Below are 16,556 nucleotides of genomic sequence, written 5' to 3' on the forward strand. Positions count from 1 at the left end.
CCGGTCATGACCCGCTACCTCACCCTCGCCCGCGACGCCGAGGCGGAGATCGAGGTCAAGCGGTCCCGCTTCCTGTGCACGCTGCGCCGCGTCGAGGACGAGGCGGCCGCCCGCGCGGTCGTCGAGCGGCTGCGCAAGGAGCACTGGGACGCCCGCCACCACTGCAGCGCGTTCGTGCTCGGCCCGCCGCCGGTGCCGGTGGAGCGCTCCAGCGACGACGGCGAGCCCGCCGGCACCGCGGGCGCGCCCATGCTCGAGGTGCTCCGCGGGCACGGCCTCTCCGACGTGGTGGCGGTGGTGACCCGCTGGTTCGGTGGCACGCTGCTCGGCGCCGGCGGGCTGGTCCGGGCCTACGGCGACGCCGTGCGCGCCGCGCTCGAGGAGGCCGGCACGCTGCCCCGCGAGCTGCGGCGCGAGCTGGTCGTCGAGGTCGGCCACGCCGAGGCCGGCCGGGTGGAGACCGAGCTGCGCTCGCGCGGCGTGGTGGTGCTCGACGCGGCGTACGGCTCCGGGGTCGAGCTGCGGCTGGGCGTGGCGCCGGCGGAGGAGGAGCGGCTGCACGCGGTGCTCGCCGAGCTGACCCACGGCGCGGCCGAGCCGCGCAGCGCGGGTGAGCGCTGGGTCGACGCTCCGTAGGCTCTGGGGGATGAACCCGTCCTGGCTGACCGCGTTCCTCGACCTCGCCCCCGACGACCTCGAGCCGGCCGTGGCCCACTGGGCCGCCGTGACCGGCTACGGCGTCTCGACCACCCGCGGCGACGACGGCGAGTTCGCCTCGCTGCTGCCCGCTGACGGCGACCCGCACCTGAAGGTGCAGCGGCTCGGGGAGGGCCCCTCGCGGCTCCACCTCGACCTGCACGTCCCCGAGGTCGCCCCGGCCGTCGAGCGCGCGGTGGCCCTCGGCGCGACGCTCCTGGCCGACGGGGAGTACGCCGTCCTCGAGTCGCCCGGCGGGTTCCCCTTCTGCTTCGTGACGCACCGGGCCGCCGTCCGCCCGGCCGCGGTCGACTGGGGCGGGCACACCTCGCTCGTCGACCAGGTCTGCCTCGACGTGCCGCCGCGGCTGCTCGACCGGGAGCTGGCCTTCTGGACGGAGGTGACCGGCTGGACGGCGCGGCCGGCGGGGCGGGAGTTCCACCGCCTGACCCGGCCCCCGCAGGGCCCGCTGCAGCTGCTCGTCCAGCGCCTCGACGACGACCAGCCGCGGGTCACCGCCCACCTCGACCTCTCCACCGACGACCGGCCCGCCGAGACCGCCCGCCACGAGGCGCTCGGCGCCACGGTGACCGGTGTCTTCGACGAGTGGACGGCCATGCGCCCGCCCGCGGGGCCGCCGTACTGCATCACCGACCGCGTGCCGGACACCGTCGACCCCGGGTGACGGCCGGCCGGTGCGGGCGTCAGCCGGCGAAGCCCGGTAGGTGCTCCTCGAGGATGCCTCGGAACGGCGCCTCCGCCTCGAGCTGGCTGAGCATGCCGACGCCGCCGAGCCAGGTGCGGTGGATGAGGAGGTACGACGGCGGGAGGTTGAGCTTCATCGCCAGCGTGTAGGTCTCCGAGCGGGGGTCGTTGATCCGCTGGAACTGCTCGCGCATCCACTCCCGCGAGAAGCGGAACCGCTCGACCTGGGTGGGCTCGACGAACGGCGCGAGGTACTCCAGCACCTGGTCGGGGTCGACGGTGATGCCCGGCCGCAGGAACCCCTCGGCCCGCAGCCCGTCGACCAGGCCGGCCGTGTCGCGCTGCGCCGCCAGCCGGATGAGCCGGCCCATCGCGTCGGGCAGCCCGGCGGTGGGCAGCCGGGCGACGGCGCCGTAGTCGAGGACGCCCATCCGGGCGGGTCCGCCGTCGGGGTCGCGCACGACGCGGAAGTTCCCCGGGTGCGGGTCGGCGTGGAGCATGCCGGTCCGCTCGGGCCCGGCGAAGAGGAAGCGGGCGAAGAGCTCGCCGAACCGGTCGCGGTCCTCCTGGGTGCCGTCGGCGATGACCGCCGCCAGCGACGACTCGCTGTCGAGCCACTCGGTGACCAGCACGGTGCCGCCCACGGCGACCACCCCGGGGACGACGATGTCGGGGTCGCCGGCGAACGCGTCGGCGTACTGCTGCTGCGCCTCGGCCTCGAGGCGGTAGTCGAGCTCGTCGGCGGCGCGGGCCTGGAGCTCGGCCACGAGCGGCTTGACGTCGATGCCGGGCACGAGCGACCCGACGGTGCGCGCCAGCCGGGCGAGCTGGCGCAGGTCGGAGCGGAGCGCCTCCCCGGCGCCGGGGTACTGCACCTTGACCGCCACGTCGCGGCCGTCGACCCAGCGGCCGCGGTGCACCTGCCCGATCGACGCGGCGGCCGTCGGGCCGCCGTCGAGCCAGACCAGCCGCTCGCGCCAGTCGGCCCCGAGGTCGCGGGCGAGGATCTCGCGGACCGTCGAGGTCGGCATCGGCGGCGCGGAGTCCTGCAGCAGGGTCAGCTGCTCGCGGTAGGGGCCGGCCAGCTCGTCGGGCAGCGCGGCCTCGAGCACCGAGAGCGCCTGGCCGAACTTCATCGCGCCGCCCTTGAGCTCCCCGAGCGTGCGGAAGAGCTGCTCGGCGGTGCGCTGCTGGATCTCGGTCATCACCGTCTCGGCGGGCCGCCCACCCAGCCGCTTGCCCAGCCCGATCGCGTTGCGACCCGCGAAACCCAGGGGCAGGGCGGCCAGCCGGGCGGTGCGGGCGACCGCCTTGCGCGGGAGCTCCGTCATGCCTCCATCATGCCGCCGGGGTGGGCACGGCCAGGGTCGCCAGCCCGGCCACGTGCCCCCACCTCCGGCCCCGGTGCCGGGGTAGTCCGTGACGTTCCGCAGGTCGATCGTCGCGATCCGCCTGCAGAACGTCACGGACTACGCCGCGAGCTCCGGCCGGCCTGTGGAGAACTACGCAGGCCGCAGGATGCTCCACACCGCGACGTCGTGCCGCTCGGTGCCGACCTGGGAGGCGTTGCGGAGCGTGCCCTCGTGCAGCATGCCGAGCCGCTCGTTGAGCACGCGCGTCCGCGGGTTGTGCGCGGACGTGCGTGCCTCGACGCGGGCGACGAGGTGGTCGTCGAAGAGGTGCTCGACCATCCGGCGCATCGCCCGCAGGACCAGTCCGCGGCCCTGGTGGGCGGCGTCGATCCAGCAGCCGATCTCCGCGGTGTTGTCCCAGCGGTCGATCCGCGCGCCCACCGAGCCGACCAGCTCGCCGTCACACTCGATCACCATCGGCACTGCCCGCCCGTCGACCCAGTCGAGCAGCTGCTGACGGGTGTAGGCCTGCTGCGAGCGCAGGGTCTGCTCGGCGTGCGCCCAGTGCTCGAACTCGCGCAGCCGGTCGAGGTTCGCCTCGGTCAGCCGGTGCATCGCCGGCGCCGTCCACATCTCGCGCAGCACGAGGGCGGCGTCGGGGTCGCCGGGGCGGCCGGGGAGCGGGATCGACAGCGGAGTCGGCACGGGCCGAGGCTAGTGCCGCGCCCCACGCCGCGTCTGGCGCAGCGCTCAGACGGTCTCGGGGAACGTCACGCCGGTGTTGGCGTGGCAGCGGTAGCCGTTCGGGTTCTTCGCGAGGTACTGCTGGTGGACGTCCTCGGCGTAGTAGTACGTCGGGACCTCGCGGATCTCGGTCGTGATCTCGCCCAGCCCGCGGCGGCGCAGCTCGGCTCCGTAGACCTCGGTCAGCTCGCGGGCGACCTGCTCCTGCTCGGGGCTCGTGAAGTAGAGCGCGGAGCGGTACTGCGTGCCGACGTCGTTGCCCTGGCGCATGCCCTGGGTCGGGTCGTGCACCTCGAAGAACCTCTTCACCAGGTCGGCGTAGGAGACGACGGTGGGGTCGAAGACGACGCGGACGGCCTCGGTGTGGTTGGTGGCACCGGAGCAGACCTCCTCGTACGACGGGTGCGAGGTCGTGCCGCCGGCGTACCCGACCGACGTGGACCACACGCCGGGCATCTGCCAGTAGAGCTCCTCGGCGCCCCAGAAGCAGCCGAGGCCGAAGACCGCCACCTCCATGCCCGCGGGCGCCTCGTCGGTGACGACGGGGGTGCCGAGCACGAGGTGCCGGTCGGTCAGGTTGAACCACCGCTCGGTGCGGCCGGGCAGCGTCTCCTCGGGGGCGACGAGCTGGGTCTGCTTGCGGGCGAAGAACACGGGCTACCTCCTGCTGGGTCCATCCATCCTGGCACCGGGTCCAACACCGTCCGGGGCCCGGACGTTCCCGCAGCGTTGGGTGTCCCCGGCCGTGGGTAACCTCACGGGGTGAGCGAACAGCAGCACGGACACGAGGCAGGGCAGAAGACCGGGTTCGAGACGCGGGCGATCCACGCGGGCTACGAGCCGGACGCCGCGACCGGGGCGGTCATCCCGCCTATCTACGCGACCTCGACCTACAAGCAGGACGGCGTCGGCGGGCTGCGCGGCGGCTACGAGTACAGCCGCTCGGCCAACCCCACCCGCACCGCCCTCGAGGGCAACATCGCGGCCCTGGAGGAGGGGGAGCGCGGCTTCGCGTTCGCCTCCGGCCTCGCCGCGGAGGACACCCTCGTGCGGGCGCTGTGCCGGCCGGGCGACCACGTGGTCGTGCCCGACGACGCGTACGGCGGCACCTACCGCCTCTTCGACAAGGTCGAGAAGGCCTGGGGCCTCGAGCACAGCTCGGCCGCGGTCTCCGACGTCGACGCGGTCCGCGCGGCGATCCGCCCCGGCACGACGAAGCTGGTCTGGGTCGAGACCCCGACCAACCCGCTGCTCAACATCGCCGACATCGAGGCGCTGGCCGCCGTGGCCCACGACGCGGGCGCGCTGCTCGTCGTCGACAACACCTTCGCGTCGCCGTACCTCCAGCAGCCGCTCACCCTCGGCGCCGACGTCGTCGTGCATTCGACGACGAAGTACTGCGGCGGCCACTCCGACGTGGTCGGCGGCGCGCTCGTCGTCCGCGACCTCGAGGTCGCGGACAAGGTCGCCTTCCACCAGAACTCCATGGGCGCGGTCGCCGGGCCGTTCGACTCCTGGCTGGTGCTGCGCGGCCTCAAGACCCTCGCGGTGCGCATGGACCGTCACTGCGACAACGCCGAGCGGGTCGTGGAGTTCCTCGCCGCCCACCCCGACGTCAGCCAGGTCATCTACCCCGGCCTCGAGGAGCACCCCGGCCACGCGGTCGCCAGCCGCCAGATGAAGCGGTACGGCGGCATGGTGTCGTTCCGCGTCAAGGGTGGCGAGCAGCAGGCGCTCGGCGTGTGCGAGCGGGCCGAGGTCTTCACCCTCGGTGAGTCCCTGGGCGGCGTCGAGTCGCTGATCGAGCACCCGGGCCGGATGACCCACGCGAGCGTCGCGGGCACCGACCTGGAGGTGCCGGCGGACCTGGTGCGGCTCAGCGTCGGCATCGAGACCGCCGACGACCTCATCGCCGACCTCGACCGCGCCCTCGGCGCACGCGGCTAGGACCCCGGTGGACGAGCAGCCCGGGCAGGGCGCGGGCACCGGTCCCGCGGAGCAGGAGCACCGACGACGGCTGGCGCTGCGGCTGCCGCGCATCGCCGAGGACGACGACGGCCTGGCCGGGCGGCTGGCCCACCAGTGGGCGCAGATGCGCGAGGACCGCCGCCCGGCGCCGGCCCCCATCCCGACGGGGCCGTCGAACTTCTCCCGCGCGCAGGTCCCGTGGGGTGTCGACCTCGCGGCGGCCTGGGCCTGGCGGCTGATCGTCATCTGTGTGGCCGGCTACGGCCTGCTCCAGCTGATCGGGTTCTTCTCGGTCGTCACGATCCCGCTCGCCGTCGCGCTGCTCGTCTCCGCGCTCGTGCAGCCCCTGGTCTCGGTGCTCGACCGGGCCGGGCTGCCGCGCGGCCTCGCGTCGATCACCGTGGTCATCGGCGGCATCGGCCTGGTCGCGCTGCTGCTGACCTTCGCCGGTCAGCAGGTCGCCAACGGCGCGACCGACCTCGCCGACCAGACCGTCAAGGGCCTCGGCGAGATCAAGAGCTGGCTCAAGACCGGGCCGCTGAACGCCAGCGACAGCCAGATCAACGACTACATCGACGCCGCCCAGCGCACGATCACCGAGAGCAGCCAGGAGGGTGGCGTCGTCTCGCGGGCCACCGAGGTCGGGAGCGCGGTCACCCACCTCTTCGCCGGGTTCTTCATCGTGCTGTTCGCGACCTACTTCTTCCTCGCCGACGGCGAGCGGATCTGGGCGTTCCTCGTCCGCATCGCCCCGCGCGCCGCGCGCGAGCACGTCGACAGCTCGGGCCGGGTCGCCTGGATCTCGCTGACCCAGTTCGTGCGGGCGACGGTGATCGTCGCGCTCGTGGACGCCATCGGCATCTCGATCGTGGCGGCCGTGCTCGGCGTCCCGTTCGTGCTGGCCATCGGCGTGCTGGTCTTCCTCGGCTCGTTCGTGCCGATGATCGGTGCGACCATCGCCGGCTCCGTCGCCGTGCTGGTCGCGCTCGTCGACCAGGGCCCGATCACGGCGCTGCTGATGCTCGCCGGCGTCATCGTGGTCCAGCAGGTCGAGGGCCACGTGCTCCAGCCGTTCCTGCTCGGCCGCTGGGTCTCGGTCCACCCGCTCGCGGTCATCGTCGCGATCGCCGGCGGCGTCGTCGTCGCGGGCGTCGCGGGCGCGCTGGTCGCGGTGCCGCTGGCTGCGGCGGGCAACGCCGTCGTCCAGCACCTGGCGTCCTTCACCGCCCCGGGCGACGACCCGGTGGAGGAGCTCGCCGAGGACTACGAGGAGACCGGCGCGGAGGTCGACGTGCCGGACGACCCTGGGAGCCCGCTGTGAGCCCGTCGACCCCCGCCGATCCGGGCACGCCCGAGCCGCCGATCACGCTGCGCGACGTCGAGGCGGCCCGCGTGCTGCTCGAGGGGGTCGCGGTCCGCACGCCGATGGAGGAGTCCCGGTGGCTCTCCGACCTCGCGAGCGGGCCGGTGCTGCTCAAGTGCGAGAACCTCCAGCGCACCGGGTCCTTCAAGACCCGGGGCGCCTACGTGCGCATCGCCCGGCTGACCGACGAGGAGCGCGCCCGCGGGGTGGTCGCCGCCTCGGCCGGCAACCACGCGCAGGGGGTCGCCCTCGCCGCCCGGATGCTCGGCACCCGCGCGACGGTCTTCATGCCCGAGGGCGCGCCGATCCCCAAGGAGAAGGCCACCCGCGGCTACGGCGCCGAGGTCGTCTTCGATGGCCGCAACCTCGAGGAGGCGCTGGTGGCCGCCCGGCGCTTCGAGGCCGAGACCGGCGCGGTGCTCATCCACCCCTTCGACCACCCCGACATCGTCGTCGGCCAGGCCACGGCCGGCCTCGAGGTGCTCGAGCAGGCGCCGGACGTGCGCACGGTGCTGGTCCCCACCGGCGGCGGCGGGCTGCTGGCCGGCATGGCGCTGGCGATCAAGGCCGCGCGCCCCGACGTGCGCGTCGTCGGCGTGCAGGCGGCCGGCGCGGCGGCGTACCCCGCCTCGCTCGCGCAGGGCCACCCCGTGCCGCTGGCGGCGATGCGGACGATGGCCGACGGCATCGCGGTCGGCCTGCCGGGGGAGCTGACGTTCGCGGCCGTGCGTGACCACGTCGACGAGGTCCGCACCGTCTCCGAGGACTCGCTCTCCCGCGCGCTGCTGGCGCTGGTCGAGCGGGCCAAGATGGTCGTCGAGCCGGCCGGTGCGGCCGCGGTCGCGGCGCTGCTGGACGACCCGACCGGGTTCGAGACCCCGGCGGTCGCGGTGCTCTCCGGCGGCAACATCGACCCGCTGCTGCTCGGCAAGGTGATCCGCCAGGGCATGGCGGCGGCCGGGCGGTACGTCAACCTGACCCTCACCATCCCCGACGTCCCCGGCGGCCTCGCCCAGCTGCTCGCCGAGGTCAGCGCCGCAGGGGCCAACGTGCTCGAGGTCGTCCACGAGCGGATCTCCCCGTCGCTGCACCTCGACGAGGTCGAGGTGCACCTGCAGCTGGAGACCCGCGGCGGTCCGCACACCGAGCAGCTGCGCGCGCGGCTCGAGGAGCGCGGCTACCGCGTGGACACGCGCCGCGGCTGAGCCGGGACAGGCGCACGACAGGTCCACGACGAACGGACGCCCCCGGCCGGTGGCCGGGGGCGTCCGCGCGTGCGCTCGGGGTGGGTCAGCCGGTGTACGGCGTGGCGTCGACGATGACGACCTCGAGGGTCTTGCCGTTGGGCGCCTCGTAGGCGACGGTGTCGCCCTTCTTCTTGCCGTTGATGGCCGAGCCGAGCGGCGACTGCGGCGAGTAGACCGTCAGCCCCTCCGGCTCGATCTCGCGGGCGCCGAGGAGGAAGGTCTCGATCTCGTCGTCGGCGTCGCCGACGAACTTGTAGGTCACGATCATGCCGGGCTCGACGACGCCGTCGTCGGGAGGCGTCTCGCCGATCTCGGCGCGGCGCAGCATGTCCTCGAGCTGGCGGATGCGGCCCTCGACGCGGCCCTGCTCCTCGCGGGCGGCGTGGTAGCCGCCGTTCTCCTTGAGGTCACCCTCGTCGCGGGCGGCGGCAATCCGCTCGATGACCTCCTGCCGGACCGGGCCCTTGAGGTTCTCCAGCTCGGCGGAGAGCTTGTCGTGGGCGTCCTGGGTCAGCCAGATCGTGCCCTGCTCGGTCGACTGCGTCATGGGGAAACTCCTGATGGTGCGTGCGGGTACGGCGGGTGGTACCCGCCTGGGCGTACGTGGACTCGTCCCGTTCGGGTGGCGTCGAGGGTGTGCTCGTACGCCGCGGCACTGGTGCTGACGCCGTGGGCCGGCGTCTCGGGCCCTCCTCTGGACGGCCCGGGCGGGACGGTCAGATCGGCCACTGTAACAAGGGGCGGTCTCTTTCGCAGGTCAGCGACGGCCGCCCGGCGGTCGTGGCTGCCGCCCGTCGCGGCCGGGGAGGCTTCGAGACGGTTGCCAGCGCAACCTCCTCGACCACCCGGCCGGTTGAGGAAGGCACGCAGCGCCTGTCTCGAGACCCGGTGACGTGCCCGGGGCCTTGCGTGGGTCGAGCGGAGGGGGTCAGCGGTAGCGGGACTGGCCCTCGGCCCGGCAGCCCACCAGCTCCAGCGCGGTGGCGCGGCGGTCGGTGCGGACCGACTGCGGCTGGCGGCTGCCCAGCGCCGGGTCGGGGCTGAACTCCCGCTCGCCGACCGTCGTGTGGTCCTCGGCGAAGGCGCGGAGCAGGCAGTCGGCCTCGACGTCGTCGTCGCGCAGCTGGACGACCACGACGGCGTCGATCGTGTGCTCGTCCACGATCTCGTAGGTCTCCAGGTTGGAGGTGATCTCGGGCGTCGAGTGCGCCCACGTGGTCCACGCCAGCCAACCCAGGGCGACCGCGGCCAGCAGCGCGCAGGCGACCAGCGCGAGCCGGCGGCGCCAGGGCGCGGGGGCGCCGTACCGCTGGGCCAGGACGTCGCTGCTCATGGCCCCATGGTGCCACCCGTCCGGTCGCGCGGGGCGGGCGACCTAGGATCGGCCCCATGTCTCATGACGGGTCTCACGACGGGCCCCAGCACCCCCGGTCGGGCCTCCGGCTCATGCACGTCCACGCCCACCCCGACGACGAGTCGAGCAAGGGCGCGGCGTCGACGGCGATGTACGTCGCCCAGGGGGTCGACGTCCACGTCGTCACGTGCACCGGTGGCGAGCGGGGGTCGATCCTCAACCCGAAGATGGACCGCCCCGACATCCTCGCCAACATCACCGAGATCCGCCGCCAGGAGATGGAGCGGGCCCGCGACATCCTCGGCGTGACCCAGGACTGGCTCGGCTTCGTCGACTCCGGCTGGCCCGAGGGCGACCCGAAGCCGCCGCTGCCGGAGGGCTGCTTCGCGCTCGTCCCGCTCGAGGAGGCGGCCGCGCCGCTGGTCCGGCTGATCCGCGAGCTCCGCCCGCACGTCGTGACGACGTACGACGAGCGCGGCGGCTACCCGCACCCCGACCACATCCGGTGCCACCAGGTCAGCGTCGAGGCGTTCGCGGCGGCGGCCGACCCCGAGCGCTACCCCGAGCTGGGCGAGCCCTGGCAGCCGCTGAAGCTCTACTACCACCACGGCTTCAACCGCCCGAAGACCCAGGCGATCCACGACGCGATGCTGGCCCACGGGCTGGAGTCGCCCTACGTCGACCGGTTGAAGGACTGGAAGCCCGAGCCGGAGTGGGACGCGCGGATCACCACGCGCGTGCCCTGCTCGGACTACTTCGGCGTCCGTGACCAGGCGCTGCTGGCCCACGCCACCCAGATCGACCCCGACGGCATGTGGTTCGCGGTCCCGCGGGAGATCCAGGAGGAGGTGTGGCCCACCGAGGACTTCGAGCTCGTCGTGAGCCACGTCCCCACCGAGCTGCCGGAGAGCGACCTGTTCGCCGGCATCACCGACCCCGCCTGAGAGGATGACCGGCATGGCCCTCGACCTCGTCCCGCTCGTGACCGACGCGCTCGTCCGGGCGGCCGAGCAGGCGCCGAAGCCCGAGGACGTCAAGGCCGGCTGGCTGGCGTTCGCGATCTTCATCGGTCTCGCCATCGCCGTCGGGCTCCTCGGCTGGAGCCTGGTCCACCGGCTGCGCAACGCGCAGACCTCCGAGGACGCCGGCCGCTACGACCCCTCCGACCGCCGGCCGCGGTCCGGCGGGCCCCTCGCGGACGGCGCCCTGGACAGCGACCGGGACGGCGACCAGGGCGGCCCGGCGTCGCCCGGGTCACCCCGGCCGTCCTCCGACTGACCGACCCCCCGGTGCCCCACTCGGGCCATTCCCCGGCGCGCCCGGTCGCCGGCCGCCCGAAGCCGTCGTACGCCGCCGCGGACCTGCCTACCGTCGCCCGGTGCACGCTCCTGCCGGTCGCCGCTCGGCCGTCCTCCCCGCCCTCCTCCTGACCCTCGTCTGCCTCGGAGCGACCCTCCTCAGCACGCCCGGCGCAGCCACGCCCGGTGCCCTCGCGGCCGCGGGCTCGATCACCGCGGCCCGGCCGACCAGCCCGAGCTTCGAGGTCGCGACGTTCAACCAGCTCGGCAGCCAGCACACGCTGCGGGGGAGCAGGTGGGCCCCGGGCCGCGTCCGCGCGGCGATCACCGCTCGCCTGGTGCAGCGCCGCGGCGTCGACCTCATCGGCTTCCAGGAGGTCCAGGCCGACCAGCTCGCGGTGCTCCAGCGCAAGCTCGAGGGGTACGCCGTGTGGCCCGGCACCGCGCTCGGCGGCGGCGGCCTGCGGCTGCAGGTCGCGTGGAAGTCGTGGCTGTTCCGGCTGGTCGACCACGGCAGCATCCGGGCGCCGTTCGACCGCCAGGTGCGACCGGTCCCGTGGGTGCTCCTCGAGCACCGCGCCACCGGGCGGAGGATCTACGTCGTCGACACCCACCACAGCGCCCGCGGCCTGGAGGACGAGCGCGACGCCGCCACCCGCAAGGTGGTCCGCCTGGTCGAGCGGCTGCGGGCGACCGGGCGGGCGGTCCTCGTCGTCGGCGACATGAACGAGCACACCGAGGCGTTCTGCCGGATCGTCGGCCTCACCGACCTGGTGGCGCCCAACGGCGGCGCCGCGTCCTCCCGTCCTCGTGCACCCCGCCGGCGGGCCGGCTGGGCATCGACTGGATCTTCGGCGGCGGTCCGCTGACCTTCTCCCGCTACACCGTGCTGGAGGACGGTGCGGTCCGCGCCGCGAGCGACCACCCGCTGGTGCGGGCGACGGTCACCCTGCCCCCCCGTCGTGGTCCGGGTCACGCCCGAAGGTGAAGGAACTTGCTGGTCTGGACCGGTCGTGACTACCGTCCCCGGATGCTCCGAGCCAGCACCGAAGCACGTCCCGCCACGCCCGCCGCCGCCCCGACCGCCGGGTCCCGGCGCGTGGCCGGCCTCGCCGCCGCCGTCGCGCTGACCCTCGCCGGCGGGCTCCTCCCGGCCGCTGCGTCCGCCTCCGCCGAGCCCCCGACCCCGAGCGCCAGCCCCACCTCGAGCCCGGCTCCCACCCCGAGCCCGACCTCCGGCTCGGGCTCCGACCCGATCGAGGCGAGCGACCCCGTCGCGCGGCGCTCGCAGGGGTTCCGGTTCAAGATCGGCACCTTCAACGTCCTCGGCAGCCAGCACACGCGCGGCAGGGGCGGGTTCGCCCCCGGCACCCAGCGCGCCCGCTGGACCGCCGGCGCGATCGCGAAGCGGAAGGTCGACGTCATCGGGCTGCAGGAGGTACAGCGCGACCAGCTGCGGGTGCTCCGCAACCGGATGCCGCGCTACCGGATCTGGCCCGGCACGAGCCTGGGCAACCAGGGCGTGCGCCTGCAGATCGCCTTCCGCAAGAAGCGGTTCGCGATGGTCGGCCACGGCCAGGTGATGACGCGCTTCCACCGCCAGACCCGCCCGATCCCGTGGGTCAAGCTGCGCGACCGCCGCACCGACCGGCGCTTCTACGTCGTCGACGTCCACAACTCCCCGAAGGGGCTGGAGGGCGAGCGCGACAGCGCGACCAGCAAGCAGGTCCGGCTGGTCAAGCGGCTGCGGAAGAAGGGCAACCCGGTCTTCCTCACCGCCGACGCCAACGAGAAGCGCGAGTTCTACTGCAAGATGACCGGCCGCACCGACCTGCGGGCCGCCAACGGCGGCAAGCCCCGCGCCCGCGGCTGCCACCCGCCGAAGCGCCGGCTGCGCATCGACTGGGTCCTCGGCGGCCGCCGCGTCGTCTTCACCGACTACCGCGAGGACCGTGGTCCCCGCGTCCGCCGCGCCAGCGACCACGAGCTCGTCCACGCCCGAGTGCGCGTGAAGCCCAAGCCCCGCCGCCGCTGACCACGGCCCGCCGGTCCCGGTACCCTGCACCCGTGCGTCGCCGTCCCACCGTCCCCGTCGTCCTCGCGGTGGCCGTGCTCCTCACCGGCCTCGCCGTCGTCGCCGGGCTCGGGCTCGCCCCGCGCGAGGTGCGGGTGCCGATCGCGGTCGGCGCCCCGGTCGAGGTCAGCGGCGCGCAGGTCTCGGCGCGCGGCGAGCGCGTCTCCCGGGCGGCCGACCGAGCGCCCGCGACGGCCCGCGCCCGGACCGAGGCGGCCTCGGCGCTCGTGCCGCCGAAGGCGCCGCCGTACCTTGTCGAGCGCGCGGGCGCTCCGCTGCGCCGCGTGCCCCCCGGCCCGGTGCCGGGCGACCCGTTCACCTTCCAGGTCGGCACGCTCAACGTCCAGGGCAGCCAGCACCGCGCCAACGGCACCGGCCGCGCCGCCCTGCACGCCAGCACGATCCTCGGCCGCGGCGTCGACCTCGTCGGCTTCCAGGAGGTCCAGGACGACCAGCTCGCGGTGCTGCGCTCGCGGCTGCCGGGCTGGACCATCTGGCCCGGCCAGGCGCTGGGCAACCAGGGCGTGCGGCTGCAGATCGGCTGGCGCGACGACCTCTTCGAGCTCGTCGACACCGGGTCGATCACCACGACCTTCGACCACCAGTCGCGGCCGATCCCCTACGTCCTGCTGCGCGACCGCGCGACGACCGGCGAGTTCTGGGTCATCGACCTGCACAACTCCCCGCGCGACCAGGAGGCCGACCGCGACGCGGCGACCGGCGCCCAGATCGCGCTCGTCGAGCGGCTCAAGGCCACCGGCAAGCCGGTGCTGCTCATGGGCGACACCAACGAGAAGACCGAGTTCGGCTGCCGGGTCTCGGCGGCCACCGGGATGATCGGCTCCAACGGCGCGACGCCGGGCGCCTGCGTGGGCGCCGGCCCGATCAAGATCGACAAGATCATGGGCGTCGGGGGAGTGGCCTTCAGCGGCCACGTCGTCGACTACGGCGCCCCGGTGCGTGCGGCCACCGACCACGCGTTCGTCCGCGCGACCGTGACGGTCACGCCGATGGTCACGCCGGCCGGCTGACCCGCACCACGCAGTCCCACGCGACCAGCCCGGCCCCGCCGCCGTGGCCGGGCTCGACGGGGCGCGCCACCCGCTCCGCCCGGTGCACCTCGTGCGCCAGGTCGGCCAGGTCGGCCAGGACGTCCTCGGCGCTCATCAGCACCTCCGGGTCCTGCGGGCCGCCGGTCCCCTCGGTGAGGTTGGTCCGGTCGTGCGCGACCACCAGCAGCGTGCCGCCCGGCGCCAGCGCCGCGTGCGCCCCGCGCACCGCGGCCCGCCGCTCGGCCGGCGGCAGCTGCAGGTAGGCGAGCAGGGCCAGGTCGTACGCCGCGTCGTCGGCCGCGCGCCAGGTGGTGGCATCGTCGTGCACCCAGGTCACCGACCCGGCGAGGTCGCTGCCCTCGGCGACCCGGCGGCCCTTCTCCAGGCCGACGGCCGCGAAGTCGACCGCGGTCACCTGCCAGCCCCGGCCGGCCAGCCAGAGGGCGTGGCGGCCCTCGCCGGCGGCCAGGTCCACCGCCCGCCCCGGGGGTAGGCCGGCGCACTCGGCGGCCACGACCGCGTTCGGGCCCGCCGACCAGACCAGGTCGCTGGCGGCGTACCGCTCGTCCCAGGCGTGCGCGTCCACAGGAACCAGGTGGGAATCAGATGGGGGTCAGGTGGGGGTCAGGCGGGCGTGCCGCCCTGGCCGGCCGCGGCCGCCTGGCGACGCACGTCGTCCATGTCGAGCTCGCGCACCGCGGAGATGAGCTGCTCGAGCCCCTGCGGCGGGAGCGCGCCGGGCTGGGCGTAGACGAGCACGCCCTCGCGGAAGGCCATCAGCGTGGGGATCGAGGTGATCCGCGCGGCGGCGGCGAGCTCCTGCTGCGCCTCGGTGTCCACGGACCCGAAGGTGATGTCGGTGTGCTGCTCGGAGGCCGCCTCGTAGGTGGGCGCGAACTGGCGGCACGGGCCGCACCAGCTCGCCCAGAAGTCCACGAGGAGGATGTCGCTGTCCGCGACGTTCTGCTCGAAGTTCGCACCGGTCAGCTCGATGGTCGCCATGACCCCCACGGTACGTCGCCGCCGGGGAGGCGACGAGGGTCCGCCCGGTGCGCGACCGGACCAGACTGGTCCAGACCTGTGGAAGCGTTTCCACGGAGGTCTCCGCGGAACGACGCTCGCGTTACAGAATCGTGACGCGACGCCCCGCCGGTGACCTTGACCACTGGGTGCGCAAGCGCTTGCATCGGGAGCGGCACGGTCGCCGCGAGTCCGACGCAGGTGACCGACCACGGGACTAGATAGGGAGAACGCATGCGTTCGTTGAAGAGATCCGGCCTCGCAGGCGCGGCCGTCCTGCTCGCCGCCAGCGCGGCGCTCGCGGGCTGCGCCGACGACAGCGACGGCGACAGCGGCGCCGCCGGCGGCACCGCCCCCGGCGACGGCAAGGCCGAGTGCGAGGGCATGACCGAGTGGGGCGACCTGACCGGTCGCGACGTCACGGTCTACACCTCGATCGTGGCCCCCGAGGACCAGCCCCACATCGACTCCTGGAAGGTCTTCGAGGACTGCACCGGGGCCGACGTGAAGTACGAGGGCTCCAAGGAGTTCGAGGCACAGCTGCAGGTGCGCGTCCAGGCCGGCAACCCGCCGGACATCGCCTACATCCCGCAGCCGGGCCTGCTCAAGACCCTCGTCGGCACCGGCAAGGTCGTCGAGGCGCCCGACGGCGTCTCCGAGAACGTCGACGAGTTCTTCGGTGAGGACTGGAAGGGCTACGGCACCGTCGACGACAAGTTCTACGCCGCCCCGCTCGGCGCGAACGTGAAGTCCTTCGTCTGGTACTCCCCGAAGATGTTCGCCGAGAACAAGTGGGAGGTCCCGGAGACCTGGGACGACATGATGGCGCTGACCGACGAGATCGCGAAGGCCGGGGACATGAAGCCCTGGTGCGCGGGCATCGAGTCCGGCGAGGCCACCGGCTGGCCGGCCACCGACTGGCTCGAGGACGTGCTCCTCCGCACCGGCGGCCCGGACGTCTACGACCAGTGGGTCAACCACGAGATCCCCTTCAACGACCCCGCGGTCGTCGAGGGCCTCGACACCGTCGGCGGGATCCTCAAGAACGAGGACTACGTCAACGGCGGCATCGGCGACGTGAAGTCGATCGCGACCACCCCCTTCCAGGAGGGCGGCCTGCCGATCCTCGACGGCGAGTGCGCGCTGCACCGCATGGCGAGCTTCTACGCCGCCAACTGGCCCGAGGGCACCGACGTCTCGGAGAACGGCGACGCGTTCGCCTTCTACCTCCCGCCGATCGGTGACGAGTTCGGCAGCCCGGTGCTCGGTGGTGGCGAGTTCGTCGCCGCCTTCTCCGACGCGCCGGAGGTGCAGGCCTTCCAGACCTTCCTGTCCAGCGACACCTGGGCCAACGAGAAGGCCAAGACCAGCCCGCTCGGCGGCTGGGTGAGCGCCAACACCGGTCTCGAGATCTCCAACCTCGCCAGCCCGATCGACCAGCTGTCGGCGGAGATCTTCCAGGACCCCGAGGCGGTCTTCCGCTTCGACGGTTCCGACCAGATGCCCGGTGCCGTCGGCGCCGGCTCCTTCTGGACCGAGATGACCGCCTGGATCGCCCAGGACCAGAGCACCGAGGACTCCCTCACCAAGATCGAGGAGTCCTGGGAGGACTGACCCCGGTAGCTGAACCACCCCTCCCGGTCGGTCGCGAGACCGGCCGGGAGGGGCTGCCGCTCCCTGCGG

General features: G+C 74.0%; 18 protein-coding genes. 11 read left to right on the plus strand and 7 right to left on the minus strand.

All coding sequences use genetic code 11. The features are described from left to right. Window positions 1-6: 6 nt before the first annotated feature. Window positions 7-636, plus strand: a complete 630-nt coding sequence (locus tag QWY29_RS02050) for a YigZ family protein (RefSeq protein WP_300958990.1) — start codon at window positions 7-9, stop codon at window positions 634-636. 10 nt (window positions 637-646) lie between these two features. After that, complete coding sequence (locus QWY29_RS02055) at window positions 647-1,381, plus strand: VOC family protein (protein ID WP_300958991.1); 735 nt, start codon at window positions 647-649, stop codon at window positions 1,379-1,381. A 19-nt stretch (window positions 1,382-1,400) separates the two neighbouring features. Here QWY29_RS02055 and QWY29_RS02060 read toward each other — a convergent pair whose 3' ends face one another. From QWY29_RS02060 to msrA, 3 genes are all read right to left on the minus strand, one after another. Then, window positions 1,401-2,732 (minus strand): ABC1 kinase family protein, encoded by a 1,332-nt coding sequence (locus QWY29_RS02060; protein WP_300958992.1) that lies wholly within the window; start codon window positions 2,730-2,732, stop codon window positions 1,401-1,403. 171 nt (window positions 2,733-2,903) lie between these two features. After that, window positions 2,904-3,458: a GNAT family N-acetyltransferase gene (locus tag QWY29_RS02065; RefSeq protein ID WP_300958993.1), complete on the minus strand. Its 555-nt coding sequence runs from the start codon at window positions 3,456-3,458 to the stop codon at window positions 2,904-2,906. Window positions 3,459-3,503: 45 nt separating this feature from the next. Beyond that, on the minus strand, window positions 3,504-4,151 hold the full coding sequence (gene msrA, locus QWY29_RS02070) for a peptide-methionine (S)-S-oxide reductase MsrA (RefSeq protein ID WP_300958994.1): 648 nt from the start codon (window positions 4,149-4,151) through the stop codon (window positions 3,504-3,506). Window positions 4,152-4,259: 108 nt separating this feature from the next. Between msrA and QWY29_RS02075 the strand changes: the two genes are divergently transcribed. The 3 genes from QWY29_RS02075 to ilvA are packed head-to-tail and all read left to right on the plus strand — an operon-like array spanning window position 4,260 to window position 8,033. Then, a complete protein-coding gene (locus tag QWY29_RS02075) occupies window positions 4,260-5,444 on the plus strand; it encodes a cystathionine gamma-synthase (protein ID WP_300958995.1) in 1,185 nt (394 codons plus the stop codon). 7 nt (window positions 5,445-5,451) lie between these two features. Continuing rightward, complete coding sequence (locus tag QWY29_RS02080; protein WP_300958996.1) at window positions 5,452-6,786, plus strand: AI-2E family transporter; 1,335 nt, start codon at window positions 5,452-5,454, stop codon at window positions 6,784-6,786. Further along, complete coding sequence (gene ilvA, locus QWY29_RS02085) at window positions 6,783-8,033, plus strand: threonine ammonia-lyase (RefSeq protein ID WP_439117378.1); 1,251 nt, start codon at window positions 6,783-6,785, stop codon at window positions 8,031-8,033. Before QWY29_RS02080 ends, ilvA begins: the two co-directional genes overlap by 4 nt. Before the next feature lie 85 nt (window positions 8,034-8,118). Here the strand turns inward: ilvA and greA are convergent, their stop codons facing one another. Together greA and QWY29_RS02095 are read right to left on the minus strand one after the other, a co-directional pair. Next, window positions 8,119-8,622, minus strand: a complete 504-nt coding sequence (gene greA / locus QWY29_RS02090; RefSeq protein ID WP_300958997.1) for a transcription elongation factor GreA — start codon at window positions 8,620-8,622, stop codon at window positions 8,119-8,121. Between the two features lie 381 nt (window positions 8,623-9,003). Next, window positions 9,004-9,408 carry a DUF4307 domain-containing protein gene (locus QWY29_RS02095; RefSeq protein ID WP_300958998.1) on the minus strand — a complete coding sequence of 135 codons (405 nt, stop codon included), beginning with the start codon at window positions 9,406-9,408 and terminating at the stop codon, window positions 9,004-9,006. A gap of 56 nt (window positions 9,409-9,464) precedes the next feature. Between QWY29_RS02095 and mca the strand changes: the two genes are divergently transcribed. The 5 genes from mca (at window position 9,465) to QWY29_RS02120 (ending at window position 13,832) form a co-directional block, all read left to right on the plus strand. Further along, complete coding sequence (mca, locus tag QWY29_RS02100; RefSeq protein ID WP_300958999.1) at window positions 9,465-10,373, plus strand: mycothiol conjugate amidase Mca; 909 nt, start codon at window positions 9,465-9,467, stop codon at window positions 10,371-10,373. A 13-nt stretch (window positions 10,374-10,386) separates the two neighbouring features. Then, the gene (locus QWY29_RS02105) at window positions 10,387-10,707 is read left to right on the plus strand and encodes a hypothetical protein (protein ID WP_300959000.1); all 321 of its coding nucleotides are present in this window, start codon (window positions 10,387-10,389) and stop codon (window positions 10,705-10,707) included. Between the two features lie 100 nt (window positions 10,708-10,807). Further along, window positions 10,808-11,596 (plus strand): endonuclease/exonuclease/phosphatase family protein, encoded by a 789-nt coding sequence (locus QWY29_RS02110; protein ID WP_300959001.1) that lies wholly within the window; start codon window positions 10,808-10,810, stop codon window positions 11,594-11,596. A gap of 161 nt (window positions 11,597-11,757) precedes the next feature. Then, entirely contained in the window at window positions 11,758-12,762 is a 1,005-nt protein-coding gene (locus QWY29_RS02115) for an endonuclease/exonuclease/phosphatase family protein (RefSeq protein WP_300959002.1), read from the plus strand. A 32-nt stretch (window positions 12,763-12,794) separates the two neighbouring features. Beyond that, window positions 12,795-13,832: an endonuclease/exonuclease/phosphatase family protein gene (locus QWY29_RS02120; protein WP_300959003.1), complete on the plus strand. Its 1,038-nt coding sequence runs from the start codon at window positions 12,795-12,797 to the stop codon at window positions 13,830-13,832. Here QWY29_RS02120 and QWY29_RS02125 read toward each other — a convergent pair. Continuing rightward, on the minus strand, window positions 13,816-14,439 hold the full coding sequence (locus tag QWY29_RS02125) for a class I SAM-dependent methyltransferase (protein WP_300959004.1): 624 nt from the start codon (window positions 14,437-14,439) through the stop codon (window positions 13,816-13,818). The two genes, QWY29_RS02120 and QWY29_RS02125, sit on opposite strands and share 17 nt — an antisense overlap. Before the next feature lie 38 nt (window positions 14,440-14,477). After that, window positions 14,478-14,855: a thioredoxin family protein gene (locus QWY29_RS02130; RefSeq protein WP_300959005.1), complete on the minus strand. Its 378-nt coding sequence runs from the start codon at window positions 14,853-14,855 to the stop codon at window positions 14,478-14,480. A 252-nt stretch (window positions 14,856-15,107) separates the two neighbouring features. On the opposite strand from QWY29_RS02130, the gene QWY29_RS02135 reads away from it, so the two are divergent. After that, window positions 15,108-16,487, plus strand: a complete 1,380-nt coding sequence (locus QWY29_RS02135) for an ABC transporter substrate-binding protein (RefSeq protein WP_300959006.1) — start codon at window positions 15,108-15,110, stop codon at window positions 16,485-16,487. Window positions 16,488-16,556 lie beyond the last annotated feature (69 nt).

The organism is Nocardioides abyssi, from assembly GCF_030412915.1.
Taxonomy (GTDB): domain Bacteria; phylum Actinomycetota; class Actinomycetes; order Propionibacteriales; family Nocardioidaceae; genus Nocardioides; species Nocardioides abyssi.